This window comes from Streptomyces sp. NBC_01481 (assembly GCF_026339995.1).
Classification (GTDB): domain Bacteria; phylum Actinomycetota; class Actinomycetes; order Streptomycetales; family Streptomycetaceae; genus Streptomyces.
This window is the reverse complement of the sequence record NZ_JAPEPT010000004.1, coordinates 640,688-661,769: the sequence shown is the minus strand read 5'-3', so window position 1 is coordinate 661,769 and position 21,082 is coordinate 640,688. Positions and strand designations below refer to the sequence as shown.

Below are 21,082 nucleotides of genomic sequence, written 5' to 3'. Positions count from 1 at the left end.
CGAGAAGATGGCGCGGCCCGTAAATGGCCATCCCTACCAGATCGAGCTGATCCGTGCCCACGGACCGTACAGCCGCCCGGTTGTCCCTGTCGTTGCCAGTGCTGAACAGATCTGATGTGAACACGGCTCTGGGCAGCGAGCGAGACAGCGTACGACCGTGCGCGGCAGTCAGTGTCTCCTTCGTGCCCTCGAAGACCAGCACGGGCTGGCGGAACATCGGCAGATACTCGGTGTCGTCGGCATCCGCATACGGCTCGCCGATCACCTCCGGTGACACCGTGCCGAGCCCGCTGACCAGGAAGGCGGTCACATTCAGCCGCTGCCACGACTCAAGGTCGTCGCGCAGCAAGACGGCAATCTTGGTGTCGAAGCCCATGCACGTCCACGACGCATGGACTTTTCTGATCGTCGACGACGCCGCAGTCCGCTAGGACCTGGACCGCCACGAGCGCGGCACCCCGAGCGACACCGTGAGCCTGCTCCCGCCGCAGGTCCCCCACAACGGCTCACCTGCCACCCCTCACGGCTTCCACAAGCGTGTGCTCTACCTCGACATGACGCAGCTGGACAAGAGCTTCATCGGGCCGGCGGTGGACGGCCCGGACCTCACCGAGCCCGTCCTACGCAAACGCGTGGGACAGTTGCACACAGCCCTCGCGAACCGGGGCGACGAGTTCGAGGCGGAGAGCCGCCTGGCCCTCATCAGCGAGCGCCTGCGCGAGCACCTGCGCCCCAGGCTGGGCTTCGGCAGTGCGGAGCACGCCCCCGGCATCGCCCAGAGCCTGCGTGACCTCCTCGACGAGCGACTGCTTGAAGGCATCGCTCTGGAAGAGGCCGCGCGCCTCGTCCACGCCCACCCCACGCATCTCGTACGCACCTTCAGCGCCGCCTTCGGCATCGCCCCGCATCAGTACATGATGTCCCGCCGCGTCGACCTGGTCCGGCGCCTGCTACTCGACGGACAGCCGTCGGGCGAGGTGGCGACCGCCGCCGGCTTCTACGACCAGTCCCACCTCACCCGGCACTTCAAGCGAGTCGTCGGCATCACCCCGGGCCGGTACGCCCGTACCGGAGCCGTCAACTGAGCATGGGTCACCCGCGCTTGCTACCCCACCGGCTCCTGGCTCTATAGCCCCAGTTGCGGGTTCTGGCACACATTCCGTGAGAGATCTTGCCGGCCCTGCGTCAGCCGGAGGAGCGAGGCGCGCGACCAGCACCGATCGGAGACCGCAAGAGCCCGATGAAGCCGAACCCAAGATGGTTCACGGACTGTGTGCCAGAGCCCGAGGACGGACAGCACCCGTCGACTGACTCCCCGTCCCGGGCAGGGGGTGGCCTTCCTGGGCCTCGGTACCTGTAGTAGCCGTTGTTCGACCGGTCGGTATTCGGCCTGGTGACAGCTGCCTCCCGGCGGACGGGCAAGGCAGACCGGCCGGGTCCTCGGTCCCTGGGTATCGGTGGACCTTTCGCCTCGCCTGCGGCGCACGCCCGTGGTGCGATGAAACAGGGGGTCGGGAAGGAGAGAGCGATGATCCCACCGGCAGGGGAGCGCAAGAGTGGCACGGGCCCTGTGTCGGTCCGCCCGCTGGGTGAGGCGGACCTGGATCGGGCCGACGAGATCTTCAGGGTCGCCTTCGGGACGTTCCTCGGGGCTCCCGAGCCGAAGACGTTCTTCGGGACCGCAGACTACGTCCGCACTCGCTGGGCGGCCGATCCACAGGCGGCCTTCGCAGCGACGGTCGAGGGCGAAGTCGTTGGATCGAACTTCGCCGTCAACTGGGGCAGCGTCGGGTACTTCGGTCCGCTGACCGTGCGTCCCGACCTGTGGGACCAGGGCGTCGGCAGGCGCCTCATGGAGCCGGTCATGGACTGCTTCGACACCTGGGAGAACCGCCACCTGGGCCTGTTCACCTTCTCGCACAGTCCCAAACACCTTGAGCTCTACCGCCGGTACGGTTTCTGGCCCCGATTCCTCACAGCCATCATGAAGAAGCAGGTGGCAGGCAGTGCCGCAGTCCCCGGCCGAGTGCTGTACGGCCAGCTGCCCGCCGCCGAGCAGCCCGACGCCCTGAGCCTCTGTCGCGCACTGACCGGGGCCGTGTACGAGGGCCTGAGCCTGGAACGCGAGATCGTGGCCACGCACGCGCAGGGGCTCGGTGACACCATTCTGCTTCAGGGCGTCGGCTCCGAGCTCGATGGCCTGGCCGTCTGCCATTGCGGAGCCGGGTCGGAGGCCGGCGAGGACGTGTGCTTCGTCAAGTTCGGAGCCGTACGCCCTGGCCCGGAGGCCGCCAACCGGTTCGAACGACTGCTTGGCGCGTGCGAGCAGCTGGCCGCCGAGCGCGGACTGGGTCAACTGGACGCCGGGATGAACCTGGGCCGCCCGGATGCCTACCGTCGAATGGTCGACCGCGGTTTCCGCACCTGGTTGCAGGGCGTGACCATGCACAGGCCCAACGAACCCTGCTACAGCCACCCCGACGCCTACGTGATCGACGACTGGCGCTGAGACCCCTCCACACTCGGCCCGCGAGGAAGGCCCGGTGCTGCCCGAACCCACCGTCGATGTTGAGTTCGGCGGCGAGGGCGGTCACGGTCCGGACGACAGTTTCGAGAGTCGCGGCCTGTCGCTGCTCGGTGCGATCAGGGCCGGTGGGCCAGCCGTTCTCGCAGATGCGGATGGCGACGGAGTCCGGGATGCCAGCCTTCGGCAGGTCGGTGCGCCGGAAGCCCGTGAGGACTGCGGTGACCGCTCCGGCCAACTGGTCGGCGGCAATGGGACGGAAAACGTCGGGGAAGAAGTCGAGGCCTACATAGTCCAGGCTCTGCAGGAAGCGTGCGTCGGCCAGGGCGGCAAGCTCGGACCAGAAGGTGTCGGCTGGATCAAAGGTCGGCAGGGCGTTGAAGCCGACCGCCAGATTGTGGCCCAGAGCCCGGGCCTCCTGCTTGGCCGCGATGACCCCCTGGACGAGCGCGTTCAGGACGTTGGCGGTGCTGCCGTCAAGGACGGGAAGGTCGGCATTGGGCTCCTCGCATATCTGGAGCGATGCCAGATGCGGTCCGCCTGTCCGGACGGTTTCGCGGACGAAATCCAGCCACCCGTCCAGCTCGCCGGACGGCTCGCGGAACTGCAACACGAGATCGAGTTTGCGTCCGCGCTGGAGGTAGGTCTGCGGGTCGGCGGGCGTTGGCGGCTCCTGCGATTTCACCGTAGAGGCGAACGGGCGGTAGGCGCGGACCGACAGTGTCGCGGTGTCGTCTTGCAGCGCGTCGAGCGCGTCGATGATGCGGTCCGGCAGGTCTGGTAGGACCGGGTAGACGATTCCCTTGCCATCGCCGAGGAGTCCGCCGGGATAGATGCCGAAGGTTAAGGCCATGGTCGTCGTAACCTCCAAAATCTTGGTGTCACCCCAAATTTGTGGTGGCACTATCATGCAGTCGTGGGCCTTCGAGAGACCAAAAAGCAGCAGACCCGCACGGCGATCGCCGACGCGGCGCTGGAGCTGTTCCGGGAGCACGGCTTCGACCAAGTCACGGTCGCCGAGGTGGCACGACACGCGGCCTGCTCGGAAGAGCGGAAGAGTCACGCAACCGGCAGAGGTACCGGCTCGGCGGGGTCTTTCCACCAGACGAAGACCTCGGTGCTCGGCTGGCGTTCGGAGAACCTGCCCGACGCGGAGACCGCCAGCAGCAGCCGACGCAGGTCTGCCTCGAATTCGTCGCGGCGCGGGCCGAACAGGTGCGGAGCCGAGAACGACATCGAGAACACCCCCGCGACGACCTCGTCAACGGTGCGTTCCAACGGCTGTCCGCCGGGAACGACATGGCGCTGCGGACCGGAGAATCCCGCCCGGGCGAGCACCGCGGCCTCACCGCCGGGTGTTCCCTGCGGCAGCACCCCCCGGCCGGCTCGTCGGACCCGTCCGAGGTAGTACCTGACCAGCTCCTCGATCGCCGCATAGGGCACCGCTGGATACGGCAGACCGTCGAAGGTTCGGGTCTCCGTCTTCAGGTCCGAGATGTGCACCAGGGCTCCGCCAGGCCGAAGCATGTCCCAGGTCGTTGCCGCCACCAGGTCGCGGTCCATCCAGTGGAAGGACTGGCCGAAGGCGGCCACGGTGAACGTTCCAAGTCCTGCGGGAAGATCTTCCGCCCGAGCCTGAACCCACTGCGCCTTCTCGGTCACTCCTCGCTCGACGGACTCACGCCTGGCTTCGGCGATCATCTCCCTGTCCGGGTCCACGCCGACGATCTCGCCGAACAAGCGGGCCAGACTCAGGGCGAGGGTTCCCGGTCCGCATCCCACGTCGATGAGGCGCCCTTGCCCATCGAGCTTCAGAACCTCGGCGAGCACGTCCACCAGCCCGGGGGCATAGGGAAGCCTCCCGCGCTGATAGTACGTGGCAGTACCCGCGAACAACGTGTCGTCCCACTCCCAGCCGGCCGCCACGTCCGCCCACCACCTTCACAGAGATCCCCAACTGTCCGGCTGCTGCCGATGATTCCACGGCTCGACGACCGACCGGGAATCTGCCGACTGGAGTGCGGCAGACACCAACGGCCTACATAGCCACCACGCGCACAGGACCTTGGTGACAACACAGCTGCCTGTGTGGCGCTTATCGTGCTTCGGCTCACTCGCACCGACTCAAAGATCTATTTGTACCGGACTTCCCAATCGTGACGTCAAGCCGGCCGCCGTGACGGAAGGTGAATGGTGAGCCCGCCCTGGCCGGGTCCAATCGGAAGCAACCTGACCGGTCAGCGCCAGAATCGCCACGTGCCGTACAGCCGGGCGACTCCCCCGATGATCACGGAGAAGCCAGCCTCGGCGACCGCGCGGTACACCCCCGCGCACACGCCCACCAGGACCACCACGTCAAGTGCCTGGTGCCGCGTCGGTTCGGGCGCGGCAGCGCTGGACCCCGGGGGCGGGCAGTTCGGCTCGGGCATCTGGGAGGTTGTCGATGTCAGCCATCGTGGTGATGGTCTGCGTGGGGAACTGTTGTCGGGCCACGGTAGCGACCTTGGATGCGGCGGATCTCGTCGCGGCCATGCCCGGTGGTGCGATTCCTGTCCAGCGCGGGACATCCTTCAAGGGCAGTTGCTTGAGCTGTCGTTGCAGGGTGGGGGGTTGCCCCCGATCAGCGCGATGAGTGCGCGTGCCTGTCCTCGACGAGGAAGCGGGCGTCCTCGACCTGGCTGTGCATGGCGTCGAAGGTGAACGCATCCGGTCGGCTCCAGCAGAGCTGCGGCCATATGGGCGGCAGAGCGGGGCGGCTGACGCAGCCCGGTGGTTCCATGGGTCCTATGGCAACGCGGACTGTCGTCGTCGAGCGCGTGATCCGGGCGTCTCCCGAGCGCGTGTGGGAGGCCCTGACCGACCTTCAGGGCACAGAGGGTGTGCTCAGTGGTGTGGAGCGGATCAAGGTCCTCACCGAGGGCGGCTTCGCGGTGGGCACACGGTGGCGCGAGACCCGGCGGATGCTGGGCAAGGAGGCCACCGAGGAAATGTATGTGACCGCCAGCGAGCCCCCTGAGCGTTTCGTGGTGGAGGCCGACTCCCAAGGCGCCCACTATGTGTCGGAGTTCGCGCTGCTGACCGCCGGACCGGAAGCGACGACCGTGCGGATGACATTCTCGGCCGTCCCGCCCGGCGGATTCAGGGGCCTGCTCGCCAAGCTGCTCGGCGGACTCGGCGTCAGGGCCGTGAGCAGGGCGATCGCGAAGGACCTCGACGATGTCGCCGCCGCGGTGGAAAGCCGCAGCGGCCAATGACCTGAGGCAGAGGCCTTCAGGCAGTTCCTCTCAGCACCCGGCCGGGACATGCACCCCATGCCCGGCCCGTCCGCCCTGGGCGCTCGGAGCGACCGACAGACGGCCGTTGGTCCGACGAAGGTCCTTCGGCTGATCGAGGAACTCGGCCTTGGCTATGTCCTCGCCGTTCCGGCCGCAGCAGCGATCACCAGGAACGGACGCGCGCCGGCCAGGTCACTCTCCCCACGGCGTGATCCCCCACCGGACCGTGTGCCGTTCGCCGGGGCCGATGCTGACGAGCGCGGTGCCGCTGCGGAAGGCGTCCGGCGGGCAGGTCATCGGCTCGACGGCGACCGCTCGACGCCGCTCCCCCGGCGGCAGAGTGTCGCCCGTGTAGAGCTGCACATAGTCGGCGCCCTCGCCGAGCCACACGTCCGTACCGAAGGCACCCGACGGGTGGGCCAGGCGGACCACCGCCCGCCCGTCCGCGTCCCGGTCGAGGTCGCCGAAGGGGGTGTCCAGTCGGCGTGCTCCTACGGCGTGCGGTGCACGCAGGTCGTACGCCGTCCCGGCGACCGGTTCGGCGGCCACGGGCAAGCCACGCTCGTCGGTGCGCAGCCTCGTCCGCGCGGGGACAGTCAGCACCGCCTCGTCGACGGCCTCAGTGCCCGCCATGACGTAGGGATGCTGGCCGAAGCCGTAGGGTGCGGCGCTCTCGCCGAGGTTCCGCGCCGTGACGGCCACCTCAAGTCCTCCCTCTCCGAGGGTGTACTCGGCGAGGACGTGGAGGTGGAAGGGGTAGCCCGGCTGCGGCCACAGGTGCACGGCCAGTGCGGCCCGGCTGTCGCTCGACTCCACGACCCACCACGAGACCCACCGAAGCAGCCCGTGGAGGGCGTTGCCGCCGGCCGGCTCTGTGAGCGGGAGTTGGAGCTCCTGCCCGTCCCAGCGGTACCGGCCGTCCCTGATCCGGTTGGGCCACGGCACCAGGATCTGGCCGCGGCCGCCGGTGATCCGGTCCTGAGCGGCGAATCCGTCGATCACGGCGCGTTCACCGACCCTGTACGACCTGAGCGCCGCGCCCAGCTCGACCACGACGGCGGTGTGGGGGCCGTGGCGGAGCGTCAGTTGCTGTCCGGTGCGGCTCTCCTGCACGCGTGGCCCCCTTGGTCCGCCCGGCGGGCGCTCTCAACCGCGGTCGATGGGGTGACCTGCGGTAGTGGACTCCGTCGGGAGCATGAGGCTGCGTGCGGAGCCGGTCAAGCGCGACACGTTCCCACGGGCGGAATCGCTCGGCGCTTTCGCCCACTGGAGCCACGGGCGGTGGATGACGGGCCGGCCCCGCGGCTGCAACCGACGGCCGAACCATCTTCCGGTCGACGCACGGGCACTCCGCTGTCCCCCGGTCGGAACGGCGGCGTCACCCGCCGCGCGGGCGCCTGCTGCGCGAGTGCACGCTGCCTCGGCCGATGCGCCGCCACACAGCCCGCTGGAATCTGAGCGTCAGGACGCCCACCGCGATAAGGAGCACGATGTTGAGCAGCAGCTGAAGCATGGACCCGCGCGCCTCGCTCCAGCTGGAGAACGCGCAGGAGACGCCGACGTCAGCGGCAGCCGGGATGGTGGTGACCGAGATGAAGACGCCGAGCAGCGCGCTGGTTCTGGCCTGGGTCAGCGACACGATCCCGACGATTCCGGCCAGCACCGCGACGACGACGGAGAAGACGTTGGGGGCGTCGATCAGGCTCGAGACCGGTCTGATGCCCAGGTCGAATGCCCTGGGTTGCAGTTCGAGACCCCGGATCGCCCACGAGAACAGGAATGTCACGACGATGGCCAGTGAGAATCCCACAGCAAGGGCGAAGAGGCCCTGACGGATCCTGGTGCCGTTGCCTCGGTCGATGCCCAGCGCAACGCTGGTGATGGCGCCGTACTCCGGTCCGACGACCATGGCCGCGACGATAAGGATCTGGGAGTTGGTGAGGATCCCCACCGACCCGATGACGCCTGCGATGACCAGGTAGAGGTAGAAGCTCGGCAGGTACGTACCCTCGGCACGAATGCGCGCCTCGACCTCCTCCCAGACCGGCGCATGCGCGAGCGCCCCCAGTTGCTTTTGCTCCGCCTTGGCCGCGGTGTCGGAGAAGGCCATCTCGACCGGCTCGATGACGATGGATCCGCGGCGGTCGAGTTCCAGTTCGCGCAGACCGCGCAACACGTCGTTCGCAGCACCCGCCAGGATGTCGCACTCGACCGCGTCCCCGTCGGGGTTGCGCGCCAGTTCGCGCAGAACGACCAGGTTGAACACATAGCGGTCGTCGGCCAGCAGCCCAACCGCACGGGACGTCAGGTCAGGAGGGCTCACCAGTCGGACGTGGATCATCTCCATGCACACCTCCATCGCCGGGCCACTCGGCCGCACCGGGGGCGCAGACGCGCGTCGAGTGCGGACCCCACGTGCCCTGGGCAGGCCCTAGCCAGTAACGCCCGCCGGGCGGGCGGTCGGCAAACCGAGAGCGGTACGCGGCCTGGTCCCCCAAGGGTCGCCCGGACGGCCCTGCTGTGGCCCCACCGTCGATGGCCCTCCGCCAGGGCCCTACGCCGTAAGAGCGCCGCCCCGTGACCTGGGGACATGGGCGAGCGGTCGCCCCGCCGCGGCATGGCGAGGACCACCGGGGTGAGCGATGGTGGATCGCAGGAGCATCTCCGAGCCCCGGGAGTGGCCATGGACCGCTACCCTCCCATCGCCGAGCACGGCCTGGTGGGCGACCTGCAGACCGCTGCCCTCGTCTCGTCGCAGGGCGTCGTCGACTGGTTCGCCGCTCCCCGGTTCGACTCCCCCAGCATCTTCGCCGCGCTGCTCGACCACGACCGCGGCGGATACTTCCAGCTGGCCCCCGAGCACCCGGACGGGACCTGCAAGCAGCTCTACTACCCCGACACGGCCGTCCTGGTGACCCGCTTCATGTCGCCCGACGGTGTGGGCGAGGTGATCGACTTCATGCCCCCGGACCGGACCGGCGTCGCCAGCGACCGGCACACCCTGATCCGGGGGGTGCGCGTTGTGCGGGGGACCGTGGACTTCACGCTCGACTGCCGGCCGCGCTTCGACTACGGCCGCGCCGAGCACGAGCTCGAACTCGACGACAACGCTGCCGTGTTCCGGGCTCCGGGAATTGAGGCACACCTCCAGGGCACCTTCCCGCTGGAGAGGAACGGCCAGGACGTACGCGGCAGGCTGACTCTGCGCGCGGGAGAGTTCGGCGGCGCAGTCTTCACGGTGTGCGCTCCGGGCGCCACGCCGGAACCTCCGACAGTCGAAGGGGTGACCAAGCAGTTCTGGGAGGTCGTCGACTTCTGGCACACCTGGCTGCGCCAGTCCCGCTACCGGGGCCGCTGGCCCGAGCTGGTGCACCGCTCGGTGATCACCCTGAAACTTCTCACCTACGCCCCCACCGGCGCCCTGGTTGCCGCGGCCACCACGGGGCTGCCCGAGCAGGTCGGCGGGGAGCGCAACTGGGACTACCGGTTCACCTGGGTACGCGACGGCGCTCTGTCCGTGCGGACCCTGCTGGACCTCGGCTTCGCCGACGAAGCCACCGCCTTCGTCCACTGGCTGGTGGCCCGTCTGCACGAGCGCGACGGCAAGGACGGTGAGCCGCTCCAGACGATGTACCGGGTCGACGGCAACCCCGACCTGCCGGAAGAGATCCTCCATCACTTCGAGGGCTACCGCGGATCCTCCCCGGTCCGGATCGGCAACGGTGCCGCGGACCAGCTCCAGCTCGACATCTACGGTGAGGCCCTCTACGCGGTGTCCCAGGGCCTTGAGCTCGCCCAGCAGGCCACGTACGAGGGGTGGAAGATGCTGACCAGGACGCTGGACTGGTTCGCCGACGCGTGGGACAGGCCGGACGAGGGCATCTGGGAGACCCGAGGGGGCCGGAAGGACTTCACCTACAGCCGGGTGATGGCCTGGGTGGCCTTCGACCAGGGGCTGCGGCTGGCGGACCGCTTCCGCAGACCTGCCGATCTGGAGAAATGGCGCAAGGCGAGGGACGCCGTATTCGAGCAGGTGATGCAACGCGGATGGAGCGAGCGGGAGCGCGCCTTCGTCCAGCACTACGACGGCGACGTCCTCGACGCCTCCCTCCTGGTCATGCCGAGGGTCAAGTTCCTCGCCCCCAGGGACCCCGCCTGGCTGTCCACGCTCGACGCGATGGACCGCAAGCTCGTCTCCGACAGTCTCGTCTACCGCTACGACCCGTCGGCATCACCGGACGGACTGCGCGGCTCGGAGGGCACCTTCAGCCTGTGCACCTTCCTCTACGTGGACGCGCTGGCCCGAGCCGGGCGGCTGCCCCTGGCCCGGTACACCTTCGAGAAGATGCAGACCTACGCCAACCACGTCGGCCTCTTCGCCGAAGAGGTGGGTCCGAGCGGGGAGCAACTGGGCAACTTCCCCCAGGCGTTCACCCATCTGTCGCTGATCATGGCTGCCGTCACCCTGGACGAAGCGCTCGACCGGGAAGGAAAGTGAGCGCGGTCAGGGCCACCCCGGCGGAATTGCCGCGGCTCAGCGCCCGCGAATTCGCCGAACTCTACGCACGCGTCCGCCGCAAGGCCGGTAGCTCCCACCGCGGTGCCCTGGACGACATCACGCCGCGCCACGTGGTGGCGGCCGCAGCCGAGGTGAGGTCGGGCCGCACGGTGACGATGGCGGCGCAGATCGAGACGGAACCGGGGCCCGACAATCCTGAGCCGACCGGGCACGTCATGACGGGCGCCGTACGGGGCGGGATTGAATCGAGCGGGCTCCAGTTCGCCAGGGACCGCTTCACGATGAACGTTCACGGTGACGCCGACAGCCATCTCGACGCCCTGTGTCACGTGATCTACGACGGCACGCTGAACGGCGGCGTGGACGCGAGCACCGTCACGCCGGCCGGGGCGACAGCCCTGTCCGTCGAAGCGGCTCGCGACGGAATCGTCGGACGCGGCGTGCTGCTGGACATTCCGCGGCTGCGCGGTGTGCCGTGGCTCGAACCAGGCGATCACGTGACCCTCGACGACCTCACCGCGGCCGAGAGCGCCCAGCACGTCCGGGTGTCCGACGGCGATCTCCTCTTCGTCCGGGTCGGGCACCGCCGCCGCCGCAACGAGCTGGGAGCGTGGCATTCGGCAGACATGCGCGCCGGGCTCCATCCCTCCGCGCTGGAGTTTCTGGCGGACCGGCGGGTCGCGGTGCTCGGCGGCGATGGGAACAACGACACTGCCCCGAGCTCCACCGAGGGCGTCGATTTCCCTGTGCATGTGCTCGCCGTCCACGCCATGGGCCTCCACCTGCTGGACTACCTGCAGTTCGAGGACCTTGTGGCTGTCTGCGAGGCGGAAGGGCGCTGGTCGTTCCTGTGCGTCATCGCCCCGCTGAGGCTGCCGGACGCCACCGGCTCACCGGTCAACCCGATCGCAGTGTTCTGAGGCCGTCCCCGACTCTGCAAGCCGACCCGCAGAGCTCGGCGCCGGACCTCCGTCAGGGGGTGGGCGGCAGCACGATGTTCTCCAGCGGCTCCCCCTTCAGGTAGCGCAGCAACTGGGCCCGGACCAGGCGTAGAGCGCGGGGCAGGAAGGCCGAGGTGGTGCCGCCGACGTGGGGGGTCATCAGGGTGTTGGGGGCGTGCCAGAGCGGATGCCCGGCGGGGAGCGGCTCGGGGTCGGTGACGTCGAGCGCCGCGCTCAGCCGTCCGGCGCCGAGCTCGGCGAGCAGCGCGCCGGTGTCCACCACGGGGCCCCGGGACACATTCACCAGCAGCGTCCCGTCCCCCATCCGTGCGAGGAAGTCCGCGTCGACCATGCCGCGGGTGTGCGGGGTGAGCGGGACGGTGAGGATCACGACGTCGGCGCGGGGCAGCAGTTCGGGCAGTTCGGTGATGGGGTGCACGGGACCGCGCGGGGCAGCTCGGGCGGTCCGGGCCACTCGCAGCACGTCGCACTCAAAGGGGGTGAGCCGGGCCTCGACCGCGGAGGCGATGGAGCCGTAGCCCACCAGCAGGACGGTGCGGCCCGCGAGCGCGGGGCGGAAGCCGCTCAGCCACTCGGCCGTGTCCTGATTCCGGATGAAGCCGGGGAGGCCACGCAGCGATGCGAGCGTGAGCGTCACCGCCAGCTCGGCGGTGCTGGCGTCGTGCACTCCGACGGCGTTGCACAGCACCGCGCCGGCGGGGACGTGCTGGTGGAGGTCCTCGACGCCGGCGGAGAGGGACTGGACGACCCGGAGCCGCGGCAGGCGGGGCATCAGCGGCGCGGCCACATCCGCGAAGGTGTACGGAATGACGAAGAACTCCACCGCCGCCAGGCTCTCGATGCCGGGCGGAGAGCCGGTACCGTCCCACACCGCGACCGGCAGGCCCTCGGGCAGGCCCCCGATCTGCGACGGCGGGTACGGGAGCAGAAACCTCGCGTCGCTCCGACCGGTCGGACGGTCCATGGGGCTCATGGGCTGAATGTAGAGTCTGTCGGCCGGTCGGGCAGCTCAGCGGGCGGGGCCCTGTCCTACCGTCGGCCCGAGTCGGACCGGACGAGGCTGGGAGAACCTCCGTGGGAGCAGCGTCTCGGGTGCCACCGGTCGTGGTGGTCATGGGTGTGTCGGGTTCGGGTAAGTCCACGGTGGGCCGGCTGCTCGCGGATCGGCTCGCGGTGCCCTTCGTAGAGGCTGACGACTTCCACCCGGCCGCGAACCGCGCCAAGATGGCCGCCGGCCGACCACTCGACGACGAGGACCGCAAGCCGTGGCTGCTGTCCCTCACCGACTGGATCCGGGAGGCGACCGCCTCCGGCCGGGGCGGGGTGATGGCCTGCTCGGCTCTCAGGTACGAATACCGGGACCTGTTCCGCCGGGCGGGCGAAGACGTCCTGTTCCTGCACCTCGCGCTCGACCGGGCGTCCGCCGAACGGCGGGTCGCCGGACGCAGAGGCCATTTCATGCCCGCCCGGCTGGTGGACTCCCAGTACGCCGCACTCGAACCGCTGCGGCCCGACGAGCGCGGCGTGACCGTCGACGCGGCGGCCGACCCGCAGAGCATCGTCGACCAGGCGTCGAGCGCGGTACGGGCGATCGGGTGAACAGGGACCTCTTCAGCACTCATCCGGTCGCCGCCACCAAGGCCGCCCGATAGCTTCGGATTCGGCACTGAATGTCCCACGTATGCAGGTGCATTTTGACCCGCACACCACCTGCCCTGCGGGCGAGCACTACGGCGAGGACAGCCATCGACTCCTAGAACGGGACCCCGCATGGCCGACGATCAGCACTACGACGTCATCATCATCGGTACGGGCGCGGGCGGCGGCACACTCGCCCACCGGCTGGCCCCCACCGGCAAGCGGATCCTGATCCTGGAGCGCGGCGGCTACCTGCCCCGCGAGCGGGACAACTGGGACTCCACCGCCGTCTTCGTCAAGGGGAAATACCGTGCCCCCGAGTTCTGGCACGACAAGCACGGCAATCAGTTCCCCCCGGAGGTCAACTACTACGTCGGGGGCAACACCAAGTTCTACGGAGCGGCGCTCTTCCGGCTCCGGCCCGAGGACTTCGGCCAGCTCCGCCACCACGACGGCATCTCTCCGGCCTGGCCGATTCGCTACGAGGACCTGGAGCCGTACTACACGCAGGCGGAGCAGCTCTACCTCGTACACGGGCGGCACGGCGAGGATCCGACGGAAGGCCCGGCCAGCGGCGAGTACCCGCACCCCCCGGTCGAACACGAGCCGCGTATCCAGCAGCTCAGCGACGACCTGGAGAAGAAGGGGCTCCACCCCTTCCATCTGCCCATCGGCGTGAACCTGACCCAGGACGAACACGGCAGAGCAACCCATAACAGCGTCTGCATCCGCTGCGACCGGGTGGACGGCTTCCCCTGCCTGATGGGCGCCAAGTCCGACGCCCAGGTGATCTGCGTCGACCCGGCGCTGAAGCACGACAACGTCACGATGGTGACGGGCGCCCATGTCCGGCGCCTTCAGACCGACCCGACCGGACGCACCGTCACCGGTGTCGTTGCCGAGCTCGAGGGCGAATCGACGCGGGAATTCAGCGCCGACATCGTCGTGGTCGCCTGCGGCGCGGTCAACTCCGCTGCCCTGCTGCTCCGTTCGGCGAACGACAAACACCCGGACGGCCTGGCCAACAGCTCGGACGTGGTGGGACGCCACTACATGCGGCACAACAACCTGGCGCTGATGGCGGTGTCGAAGGAGCCGAACCCCACCAAGTTCCAGAAGACTCTGGCACTGCACGACTGGTACCTGGGTGCCGACGACTGGGACTTCCCGCTCGGCGGCATCCAGATGCTGGGCAAGTCGGACGCCGATCAGATCCACGGCGAGGCCCCGCGCTGGGCAGGCGCGGTCTCACCGGACATGCCGTTCGAGATGCTCGCGCACCACGCCGTTGACTTCTGGCTCTGCGGAGAGGACCTCCCGCTGCCCGAGAGCCGCGTCACCCTCGACAAGAACGGCGACATCCACCTGGCCCTCGACGAGAAGAACAACGTCGCCGGGCTCAAGCGCCTCCAGCACAAGCTCCAGGGGATGCTCGGGCACCTGGGCATGCACGAGCACCACCTGCTGTCGCACAGCATCTACCTCCACAAGGGCATGCCCATCGGGGCCACCGCCCACCAGGCAGGCACCGTCCGGTTCGGCACCGACCCCCGCAGCTCGGCCCTGGATGTCGACTGCAAGGCCCACGACCTCGACAACCTCTACGTAGTGGACACGAGCTTCTTCCCCAGCATCGGCGCGGTGAACCCGTCGCTGACCGCGATCGCCAACGCCCTGCGTGTCGGCGACCACATCGCCGCCCGGCTGCGCTGACGGGGTGTCGTACGCAGCGACGGAGCCGGCGGCAGATGGACGCGCCACCGGCCGCCGGCTCCGTCGCTGAGGGAACCTGACCAGCTTCCGCTACAGGTGGTCGCCAGGCGCTCTGGCCGCCAGCGTGTCGGCGTCGGTCAGCGGCTCCAACTCACCCTGCGTGTCGAGCCGGTAGAGCAGCACCAGAGCCGGGCCGACCAGCACGATCGCGATGCCGGTGACGATCGCCAGCCAGCGCAGGGTATGAGGGGCGCCGGCCGCCTCCGCCACCGTCAGTGAGGTGGGCAGAAGGTAGGGCCGCTGCGCGAAGCCCCAAGCGCCGACAGTGAGGGCCACGCTCGCCACCGAGGTGTAGCGCGTCCAGCCGTAGGACCCGCGTACCAGAAGCAGCACCGTGGCCAGACCGCACACCGCTGCCAGGACAATCATCAGCAGACCCAGGCCGCCGGTGAGGCCCTCCCAGACGTGCCGGGCATCGTCATGCGTGACGGGCAGGGCGACGAGCGCGAGGACGACGATCGCGGCGAAAGCAAGCAGCGCCCGCAGACGGAAGTAGCCCACGAGGTCTTCCGTACCGAACCGTCGGGCATCGGCGCACAGGAACACCGCCCCGAGGAACGCGGTGGCGGCGATGGTCAGCAGACCGGTGAGGACCGAGGTCGGGTTGCTCCAGGCGTCCGCGGATGCGGGGGTCCCGACCGCGACTTGACCGGCAGCGATGCCGCCGAGCACCGCCCCCAGAAAAAAGGGCGTGAGCAGCGACGAAATGGCGAACGCCGCACCGTAGATCCGCCGTTGAGCCAGTCGGCGGGACGGCTTGCGCAGGGCGAACCCGGCGCCGCGGAGCACCAGGCCCACGGCCGCGAGCGCGAGCGGCAGCCACATAGCCTCGAAGACGGCCTGGAACATCGTCGGGAAGCCGGTCCACATGACGATGAAGACGAAGATCAACCAGACGTTGTTGACCTCCCAGACCGGCGCCATCGCGTGATCGACAAGCCAGCGGGGCCGCTTGCCGCGCTCCGCGCCCCCGGCCATGAGGTCCCAGAACCCTGCGCCGTAGTCGGTACCCCCACCGCAGGCATACGCGGCGATGGCGAGCACCATCACCCACGCAATGAAATCCGCCATCATGATGCACCACCAGGGGTTCGGTCCGAGCCGCCACGGGGCGCGGTCCCGGCGGCTGCGGGCTCAGGCTCGCCTCTGGGCCCGTACGGCGTTTCCGCCTCCGGAGGCAGGACGGCGCGCTCGGCTGCGAAGCCCTCGTCGGCGATTCGCCAGCGGGTGCGCAACTTCAGGATGGCCGCGAGGAACGCGCCCAGCACGACCACGTACACGACAATGACGATGCCGAGCATCGCCCACAGCGATTCGGCGCGGGTGTCGGTCACCGCCTCTGAGACCCGCATCTGGTTGTACACGATCCAGGGCTGGCGGCCGACTTCCGTGGTGATCCAGCCGCACTCCACGGTGACCAGGCACGCGGCTCCCGCGATGGCGGCGCAGCGGAAGAACCAGCGGCTGCGAGGAAGGTCCCGGTGCCGCAGCCAGCACCAGGCGTACCAGAGCGCCAGCAGGATCAGCAGGCTGCCGACGGTGACCATGATGTCGAAGGCCCAGTGGGCGATGGTGGCCTGGACCGCGGTGGGGCGGTCGGCGGCAGGCACCGAGGTCAGCCCGGTCACCTGGGTGCTGGGCTTGAAGCCGGCGAGGATCGAGTCCAGTTGGGGGATCTTGAGTCCTCCGGAGATTGTCCCGTCGCTGTTCAGCCGTCCGAACATGTACTCCGGCACGTGGGTGTCGGTCTTCCAGACGATCTCCATGGCGGCGAACTTGACCGGCTGCTTGTGGAAGACGGCGCGCGCGGCGGAGTCGCCGATCATGAACTGGATCGGTGTCAGGATCGCGGCCACGGTGAACGGCACCGTGAACCCGAGGCGGTGGTAGCGGTCTCGGCGCCCACGCAGCCAGCCCACCGCGTACACCCCGGCGACCACATAACCGGCGGTCATGAGCATCGCGACGACGAAGTGCCAGTACTCCGGACCGAACATCGGTGTGAAGATCGCTTGCTGCACGTCGACATCGACGGGCTTGCCCTGGGCATCGAGGCTGAATCCCTGCGGGGTGTTCATCCACGCGTTGGCGGCGATGATGCCGAACGCCCCCATCAGGGCGGCCAGCGGCAGCGGTACGCCCAGCCAGAAGTGGGTCCAGGGCTTCAGCCGGCGCCAGCCGTAGAGGTAGATCGCGATCAGGACGGCTTCCAGGAAGAACGCCCAGGCCTCGACACCGAAGCCGAGCCCGAACACATCACCCCAGCGCCCCATCATGCCGGGCCACAACAGGCCGAGTTCGAACGACAGCACCGTGCCGGTGACGACGCCGATGGCGAACTGGACGGCCATCACCGCCGACCAGCGCCGGGCGAGCTTGAGGGCAACGGGATCGTTGCGGCGAAGCGCCCGGTGATGCATCAGCAGCGTGATGAGCGGCAGTGCCACTCCGAACGGGACCAGCAGGATGTGCGAAGCCAGAGTGAAGGCCATCAGCTCACGAGCCGGCAGCAGTTGGGGCGGCGTGGCCGCCAGATGGATCGCTGTGCTGAGCATGTGTGCCTCAAGGGTCGGCCCCGCGGGCGGCGGGGGCTGAGGAGGGACAGGATGCGGAGGGGTGACGGCCGCGATGGGGCGGGGCGGGGCAGTCGTCAGGGGCCGTCGTCAGGGGCCGTCGTCAGAGAGGCGGCGAAGGCGCCTTCGGCCCGGTCGCCTGGTCGGCCGGCGCATCGGCGTCGGGCATGGTGAAGGCGCGCTCGCGTCGCGAGCTGGTGAGGAAGGCGACGGACCAGCTGAGCACCGCTCCCAGCCTGCTGCGGAATCCGGTGAGGAAGGCCAGATGGATGAAGAGCCAGACCAGCCAGCCCGTGAAGCCCGAGAGATGCAGCGGGCCGGCCTTGACGACGGCGCGGCCGCGGGCGATGTAGGCGGCACTGCCGAAGTCCCAGTACTTGAAGGGCTTCGGCTCCTTCGTCCTGCCCTCAACTGCGTGACGCACCATCCGGCCCGCGTACGCGCCCGACTGCATGGCGACCTCGGCGAGCCCCGGCAGCCGGTTCAGGCTCATCACGTCGCCTGTCACACGGATCTCCGGATGGCCGGCGATGGTGAGGTCGGGTTCGACGGCGATGCGTCCGGCCCGGTCCTGTTGGGCGCCGGTTGCCCGGGCCAGCGCGGCAGCGATGGGCGGCGCCTCGACCCCCGCCGTCCACAGCACGGTTCGCGCGTCGAACCGGGTCGTCGCTCCGTCACGATCTTGTACCGTCAGGCCGTGCGCGTCGACGTCGGTCACCTTCGTGCCCAGGTGGAGCTCCACGCCGAGGCTCTGCACGGTTCGGGCGGCACGGCGGGCCAGAGGGTGACCGAACGCGCCCAGCACCTCGTCGGCCCCCTCGAAGACCATCACCCGGGCCTGGGCGGAGTCGATCGCATGGAACTCCCGGTCGAGCGTATGGCCGGCGATCTCCCGGATCTGTCCGGCGAGCTCGACACCGGTCGGCCCGCCACCGACGAGCGCGAAGGTGAGCCACTGCTGCCGCTCCTTGGCGTCCGCGGCCGTTTCGGCCATCTCGAACGCCTGATAGAGCCGCCGGCGGATGCCCAGTGCGTCGTCCAGGGTCTTCATGCCGGGTGCGTACTCGGCGAACTCGTCGTGCCCGAAGTAGGACTGGCGCATGCCGACGGCGACAATCAGATCGTCGTAAGGGAGGGAAACGGCTCCGCCGTCGGGCCGACTGGCATGGACCAGCCGGGCTTTGGCATCCACGTCCGTGGCCTCGGCGAGAAGGCAGCTCACGTTGTGGTGGCGTCCAAGGACCGCACGCAGCGGTTGCGCGATCTGGCCTTCGGACAGAATCCCGGCGGCACACTGGTACAGCAGCGGTTGGAAGAGGTGGTGGGCGCGGCGGTCGACCACGGTCACGGCGACCGGTGACCGCCGCAGCGCGCGAGCGGCGAACAACCCGGCGAACCCCCCGCCGAGGATCACCACCCGGCGGGGCGTCACATGGTCTTGCACAGGGGATCAGCCTCCGGTGGCGAAGCCGGGGAAGAGCGTCATCCCACCGTCGACGTAGAGCGTGGCACCGACGACGTAGTCGAGCAGGTCTGAGGACACGGCGACGACGGCGTTGGCGATGTCGTCCGGGTCACCCACGCGGCGATACGGAATCAGCCGCAGGAGGTCGGCCTCAGCCTCGGGGGTTGACCAGGCGTCGCGATTGATCGGCGTGCGGATCGCACCGGGTGCAACCGCGTTGACCCTGATCCGATGAGGGGCCAGCTCCTGCGCGAGAGTCTGCATCAGCATGCCCACACCGCCCTTGGAGGAGGCGTAGTTCACATGCCCAGCCCACGGGACGATCTGGTGGACCGAGCTCATGCAGATGATCTTCCCGGCCGACCGGGACACCTCCTTCACCACGCCGCGCCGCATGAACTCCTTGGCGGCTTCCCGGGCACAGAGGAACTGGCCGGTCAGGTTGACATCGATGACCTTCTGCCACTGGGCGAGCGTCATCTCCGTCAGGGCCGAGTCCCGCTGGAGGCCCGCGTTGGCCACCATGATGTCGATGGTTCCGAACTCCTCGACCATCCGGGCGACCATGGCGACCACCTGCTCCTCGTCGGACACGTCGGCCTCATGGGCGTAGGCCCGCACCCCGAAGTCCTTGATCTGCGCCACGACCTTCTCGGCCTCGTCCGCGCCGACGACGTAGTTCACCACGACGTCCGCTCCGGCCCGGCCCAGGGCAACGGCAGTCGCCAGGCCGATACCCGAGTTGGCGCCGGTCACCAGCGCCTTCTGGCCCCTGAGCAGCTGCGCGGATGTGGTTCCGCGGCTCTCGTCGACTCCAGTTGCCACGAGCTCTCCTTAGGCGTCTTCGAACGGCCCCGCCCGCCCACGTGAAGAACGCCGACGGGCGATGCATGAGGGGGGAGGTTGGGCCTCGGACTGTCCGCCAGGAGGGCCCACAGGAGCAGTCGCCAGCCTGCGCACAGACGAAAGCACCCTGTGTCGTGAGCGGGAGGGACCGGCGCGCCACACGGCCGTATTTCGGCGGGGCATGTCACACGGTCGGGCTACGGGGCCCCGAGAGTCAGTACGGGAAGAACAGAGCGAGGGCCGACCGCGGACGCTACAGCTGATCGGCCCGGTGGTCACCTCACGGCTCGCCGGACCGGGTGGATCACCCTAGCGTCGGATACAGGAGCCGGTGGCTCCATCGGCTTGGCGATCTGTACGAGGGGTGCTCATGTTCATCCAGGTCATCCAGGGCCACGTCAGCGACGCCGCCGCACTACGGGCCCGGCTCGACCGATGGCAGGCGGACATTGCTGCTGGCGCTACCGGCTGGCTCGGCTCCACAGGGGGTGTGACCGGTGAAGGCACATTCGTGGGAGTGGTCCGCTTCGAGTCGGCGGAAGCGGCGCAGCGCAACAGCGACCGGCCGGAGCAAAGCGCGTGGTGGTCGGAGACCTCGAAGCTCTTCACCGGCGAGGTCACGTTCCACAACTGCCGTGAAGTCCTGTCGTACCTGCGGGGCGGATCGGACGACGCGGGCTTCGTCCAGATCATCCAGGGGCGGGTCTCCGATCCCGCCCTCTTCCGTGAGATGTACGACGCGACCGACGACGAACGTCTTGCCGCGTTCCGGCCGGACCTGATCGGCGGCACCGTAGGGCTGCACGGCGACGGTGGATTCACCGAGGCGGTCTACTTCACTTCGGAGAAGGCCGCTCGCGAGGGGGAGCAGAAGGAACCACCGGCCGAGATGAGGGAAGAATTCGAGCAGATGATGTCCCTCATGCAGAACGTCAATTACTACGACATCTCGGAACCCTGGCTCACATCTCCCAGGTAGCGGTCGCAGGCCGAAGAGCGGATCGCCCAGGCCGCCGGGCCGTCAGGCGTTCTGCTCCATCAGCGGTCGCAGGCGTTCCAGCAGGGCGTAGAGCGTCGCACTCTCGGTTTCGTCCAGGGCGTCGAGGGCGCCGTGCGTCTCCTGCATCTCCTCGCGTACGCGGCGGATGATCTCGCGGCCCGCGTCGGTTGCGACGACGTTCTTCACGCGGCGGTCTGCGGGGTCGGCTTCACGGCGGACCAGCTCGCGGGCCTCCAGGCGGTCCACGATCCCGGTGACGTTCGACGCGTCGCACACCAGCAGAGCGGCGAGGCCGCGCATCGGCAGCGGGCCGTGGAGCTGGGCGAGGACCTTGGCCTGGGTGGAGGTGAGGCCGTGGTGGGCGGCGGCAGCCGCGAAATCACGCCACTGGGCGGTGCCGATGGCGGCGAGCAGCTCCAGGAGCTGGAGCTTGGTAGGGGCCTGCGGGGCGGTGGTGCGCATGGTTGAAGCGTACTCAAGATGCTTCATATTCTCAATTATTTACTT

The 21,082-nt window shown here is 69.0% G+C and carries 19 protein-coding genes and 3 pseudogenes; 10 read left to right on the top strand and 12 right to left on the bottom strand.

What is annotated here, in order from left to right; genetic code table 11:
• Positions 1 to 10: 10 nt before the first annotated feature.
• Positions 11 to 376 (bottom strand): annotated as a pseudogene (locus OOK40_RS24715) (DUF2000 family protein); the annotation flags it as partial.
• On the opposite strand from OOK40_RS24715, the pseudogene OOK40_RS24710 reads away from it, so the two are divergent.
• The 4 genes and pseudogenes from OOK40_RS24710 to OOK40_RS24695 form a co-directional block, all read left to right on the top strand.
• Positions 375 to 1,085 (top strand): annotated as a pseudogene (locus tag OOK40_RS24710) (AraC family transcriptional regulator). The pseudogenes OOK40_RS24715 and OOK40_RS24710 overlap by 2 nt on opposite strands.
• Before the next feature lie 443 nt (positions 1,086 to 1,528).
• Complete coding sequence (locus OOK40_RS24705) at positions 1,529 to 2,509, top strand: GNAT family N-acetyltransferase (RefSeq protein WP_266485894.1); 981 nt, start codon at positions 1,529 to 1,531, stop codon at positions 2,507 to 2,509.
• 34 nt (positions 2,510 to 2,543) lie between these two features.
• Positions 2,544 to 3,308 (top strand): hypothetical protein, encoded by a 765-nt coding sequence (locus tag OOK40_RS24700; protein WP_266485891.1) that lies wholly within the window; start codon positions 2,544 to 2,546, stop codon positions 3,306 to 3,308.
• Positions 3,309 to 3,440: 132 nt separating this feature from the next.
• Positions 3,441 to 3,560: pseudogene (locus OOK40_RS24695) on the top strand (TetR family transcriptional regulator); the annotation flags it as partial.
• A gap of 23 nt (positions 3,561 to 3,583) precedes the next feature.
• Here the strand turns inward: OOK40_RS24695 and OOK40_RS24690 are convergent.
• The 3 genes from OOK40_RS24690 to OOK40_RS24680 all read right to left on the bottom strand — a co-directional run bounded on the left by OOK40_RS24690 (position 3,584) and on the right by OOK40_RS24680 (position 5,303).
• The gene (locus tag OOK40_RS24690) at positions 3,584 to 4,450 is read right to left on the bottom strand and encodes a class I SAM-dependent methyltransferase (protein WP_266485888.1); all 867 of its coding nucleotides are present in this window, start codon (positions 4,448 to 4,450) and stop codon (positions 3,584 to 3,586) included.
• A 311-nt stretch (positions 4,451 to 4,761) separates the two neighbouring features.
• On the bottom strand, positions 4,762 to 4,953 hold the full coding sequence (locus OOK40_RS24685; protein WP_266485885.1) for a hypothetical protein: 192 nt from the start codon (positions 4,951 to 4,953) through the stop codon (positions 4,762 to 4,764).
• A 191-nt stretch (positions 4,954 to 5,144) separates the two neighbouring features.
• The gene (locus OOK40_RS24680; RefSeq protein WP_266485883.1) at positions 5,145 to 5,303 is read right to left on the bottom strand and encodes a hypothetical protein; all 159 of its coding nucleotides are present in this window, start codon (positions 5,301 to 5,303) and stop codon (positions 5,145 to 5,147) included.
• Between the two features lie 7 nt (positions 5,304 to 5,310).
• Between OOK40_RS24680 and OOK40_RS24675 the strand changes: the two genes are divergently transcribed.
• Complete coding sequence (locus tag OOK40_RS24675) at positions 5,311 to 5,778, top strand: SRPBCC family protein (RefSeq protein ID WP_266485880.1); 468 nt, start codon at positions 5,311 to 5,313, stop codon at positions 5,776 to 5,778.
• 213 nt (positions 5,779 to 5,991) lie between these two features.
• Here the strand turns inward: OOK40_RS24675 and OOK40_RS24670 are convergent, their stop codons facing one another.
• Together OOK40_RS24670 and OOK40_RS24665 are read right to left on the bottom strand one after the other, a co-directional pair.
• Complete coding sequence (locus tag OOK40_RS24670) at positions 5,992 to 6,912, bottom strand: aldose 1-epimerase family protein (protein ID WP_266485877.1); 921 nt, start codon at positions 6,910 to 6,912, stop codon at positions 5,992 to 5,994.
• Between the two features lie 265 nt (positions 6,913 to 7,177).
• Complete coding sequence (locus OOK40_RS24665; RefSeq protein ID WP_266485875.1) at positions 7,178 to 8,146, bottom strand: DUF389 domain-containing protein; 969 nt, start codon at positions 8,144 to 8,146, stop codon at positions 7,178 to 7,180.
• A gap of 336 nt (positions 8,147 to 8,482) precedes the next feature.
• On the opposite strand from OOK40_RS24665, the gene OOK40_RS24660 reads away from it, so the two are divergent.
• The gene (locus OOK40_RS24660; protein ID WP_266485872.1) at positions 8,483 to 10,297 is read left to right on the top strand and encodes a glycoside hydrolase family 15 protein; all 1,815 of its coding nucleotides are present in this window, start codon (positions 8,483 to 8,485) and stop codon (positions 10,295 to 10,297) included.
• A complete protein-coding gene (locus tag OOK40_RS24655) occupies positions 10,294 to 11,238 on the top strand; it encodes a cyclase family protein (RefSeq protein ID WP_266485870.1) in 945 nt (314 codons plus the stop codon). Before OOK40_RS24660 ends, OOK40_RS24655 begins: the two co-directional genes overlap by 4 nt.
• Positions 11,239 to 11,290: 52 nt before the next feature.
• Here OOK40_RS24655 and OOK40_RS24650 read toward each other — a convergent pair whose 3' ends face one another.
• Positions 11,291 to 12,253 (bottom strand): 2-hydroxyacid dehydrogenase, encoded by a 963-nt coding sequence (locus OOK40_RS24650; protein WP_266485867.1) that lies wholly within the window; start codon positions 12,251 to 12,253, stop codon positions 11,291 to 11,293.
• A gap of 140 nt (positions 12,254 to 12,393) precedes the next feature.
• On the opposite strand from OOK40_RS24650, the gene OOK40_RS24645 reads away from it, so the two are divergent.
• Both OOK40_RS24645 and OOK40_RS24640 read left to right on the top strand, forming a co-directional pair.
• The gene (locus tag OOK40_RS24645) at positions 12,394 to 12,879 is read left to right on the top strand and encodes a gluconokinase (RefSeq protein ID WP_266486595.1); all 486 of its coding nucleotides are present in this window, start codon (positions 12,394 to 12,396) and stop codon (positions 12,877 to 12,879) included.
• A gap of 171 nt (positions 12,880 to 13,050) precedes the next feature.
• Positions 13,051 to 14,631 (top strand): GMC oxidoreductase, encoded by a 1,581-nt coding sequence (locus OOK40_RS24640; RefSeq protein WP_266485864.1) that lies wholly within the window; start codon positions 13,051 to 13,053, stop codon positions 14,629 to 14,631.
• A gap of 90 nt (positions 14,632 to 14,721) precedes the next feature.
• Here the strand turns inward: OOK40_RS24640 and OOK40_RS24635 are convergent, their stop codons facing one another.
• From OOK40_RS24635 to OOK40_RS24620, 4 genes are all read right to left on the bottom strand, one after another.
• Positions 14,722 to 15,765: a cytochrome d ubiquinol oxidase subunit II gene (locus OOK40_RS24635; RefSeq protein ID WP_266485861.1), complete on the bottom strand. Its 1,044-nt coding sequence runs from the start codon at positions 15,763 to 15,765 to the stop codon at positions 14,722 to 14,724.
• The gene (locus tag OOK40_RS24630) at positions 15,762 to 17,246 is read right to left on the bottom strand and encodes a cytochrome ubiquinol oxidase subunit I (RefSeq protein WP_266485859.1); all 1,485 of its coding nucleotides are present in this window, start codon (positions 17,244 to 17,246) and stop codon (positions 15,762 to 15,764) included. Before OOK40_RS24630 ends, OOK40_RS24635 begins: the two co-directional genes overlap by 4 nt.
• Positions 17,247 to 17,367: 121 nt before the next feature.
• Positions 17,368 to 18,708 (bottom strand): NAD(P)/FAD-dependent oxidoreductase, encoded by a 1,341-nt coding sequence (locus OOK40_RS24625; RefSeq protein WP_266485857.1) that lies wholly within the window; start codon positions 18,706 to 18,708, stop codon positions 17,368 to 17,370.
• Positions 18,709 to 18,714: 6 nt separating this feature from the next.
• Complete coding sequence (locus OOK40_RS24620; RefSeq protein ID WP_266485855.1) at positions 18,715 to 19,554, bottom strand: SDR family oxidoreductase; 840 nt, start codon at positions 19,552 to 19,554, stop codon at positions 18,715 to 18,717.
• Between the two features lie 391 nt (positions 19,555 to 19,945).
• On the opposite strand from OOK40_RS24620, the gene OOK40_RS24615 reads away from it, so the two are divergent.
• The gene (locus tag OOK40_RS24615) at positions 19,946 to 20,554 is read left to right on the top strand and encodes a hypothetical protein (RefSeq protein ID WP_266485852.1); all 609 of its coding nucleotides are present in this window, start codon (positions 19,946 to 19,948) and stop codon (positions 20,552 to 20,554) included.
• Positions 20,555 to 20,596: 42 nt separating this feature from the next.
• Here the strand turns inward: OOK40_RS24615 and OOK40_RS24610 are convergent, their stop codons facing one another.
• Positions 20,597 to 21,037 (bottom strand): MarR family winged helix-turn-helix transcriptional regulator, encoded by a 441-nt coding sequence (locus tag OOK40_RS24610; RefSeq protein WP_266485850.1) that lies wholly within the window; start codon positions 21,035 to 21,037, stop codon positions 20,597 to 20,599.
• Positions 21,038 to 21,082 lie beyond the last annotated feature (45 nt).

Coding starts and splice junctions, on each gene's coding strand:
- OOK40_RS24705 (WP_266485894.1), top strand. CDS start 1,529: ATGATCCCACCGGCAGGGGAGCGCAAGAGTGGCACGGGCCCTGTGTCG.
- OOK40_RS24685 (WP_266485885.1), bottom strand. CDS start 4,953: ATGCCCGAGCCGAACTGCCCGCCCCCGGGGTCCAGCGCTGCCGCGCCC.
- OOK40_RS24680 (WP_266485883.1), bottom strand. CDS start 5,303: ATGGAACCACCGGGCTGCGTCAGCCGCCCCGCTCTGCCGCCCATATGG.
- OOK40_RS24675 (WP_266485880.1), top strand. CDS start 5,311: ATGGCAACGCGGACTGTCGTCGTCGAGCGCGTGATCCGGGCGTCTCCC.
- OOK40_RS24665 (WP_266485875.1), bottom strand. CDS start 8,146: ATGGAGATGATCCACGTCCGACTGGTGAGCCCTCCTGACCTGACGTCC.
- OOK40_RS24660 (WP_266485872.1), top strand. CDS start 8,483: ATGGACCGCTACCCTCCCATCGCCGAGCACGGCCTGGTGGGCGACCTG.
- OOK40_RS24650 (WP_266485867.1), bottom strand. CDS start 12,253: ATGAGCCCCATGGACCGTCCGACCGGTCGGAGCGACGCGAGGTTTCTG.
- OOK40_RS24645 (WP_266486595.1), top strand. CDS start 12,394: ATGGGTGTGTCGGGTTCGGGTAAGTCCACGGTGGGCCGGCTGCTCGCG.
- OOK40_RS24640 (WP_266485864.1), top strand. CDS start 13,051: ATGGCCGACGATCAGCACTACGACGTCATCATCATCGGTACGGGCGCG.
- OOK40_RS24635 (WP_266485861.1), bottom strand. CDS start 15,765: ATGATGGCGGATTTCATTGCGTGGGTGATGGTGCTCGCCATCGCCGCG.
- OOK40_RS24630 (WP_266485859.1), bottom strand. CDS start 17,246: ATGCTCAGCACAGCGATCCATCTGGCGGCCACGCCGCCCCAACTGCTG.
- OOK40_RS24615 (WP_266485852.1), top strand. CDS start 19,946: ATGTTCATCCAGGTCATCCAGGGCCACGTCAGCGACGCCGCCGCACTA.
- OOK40_RS24610 (WP_266485850.1), bottom strand. CDS start 21,037: ATGCGCACCACCGCCCCGCAGGCCCCTACCAAGCTCCAGCTCCTGGAG.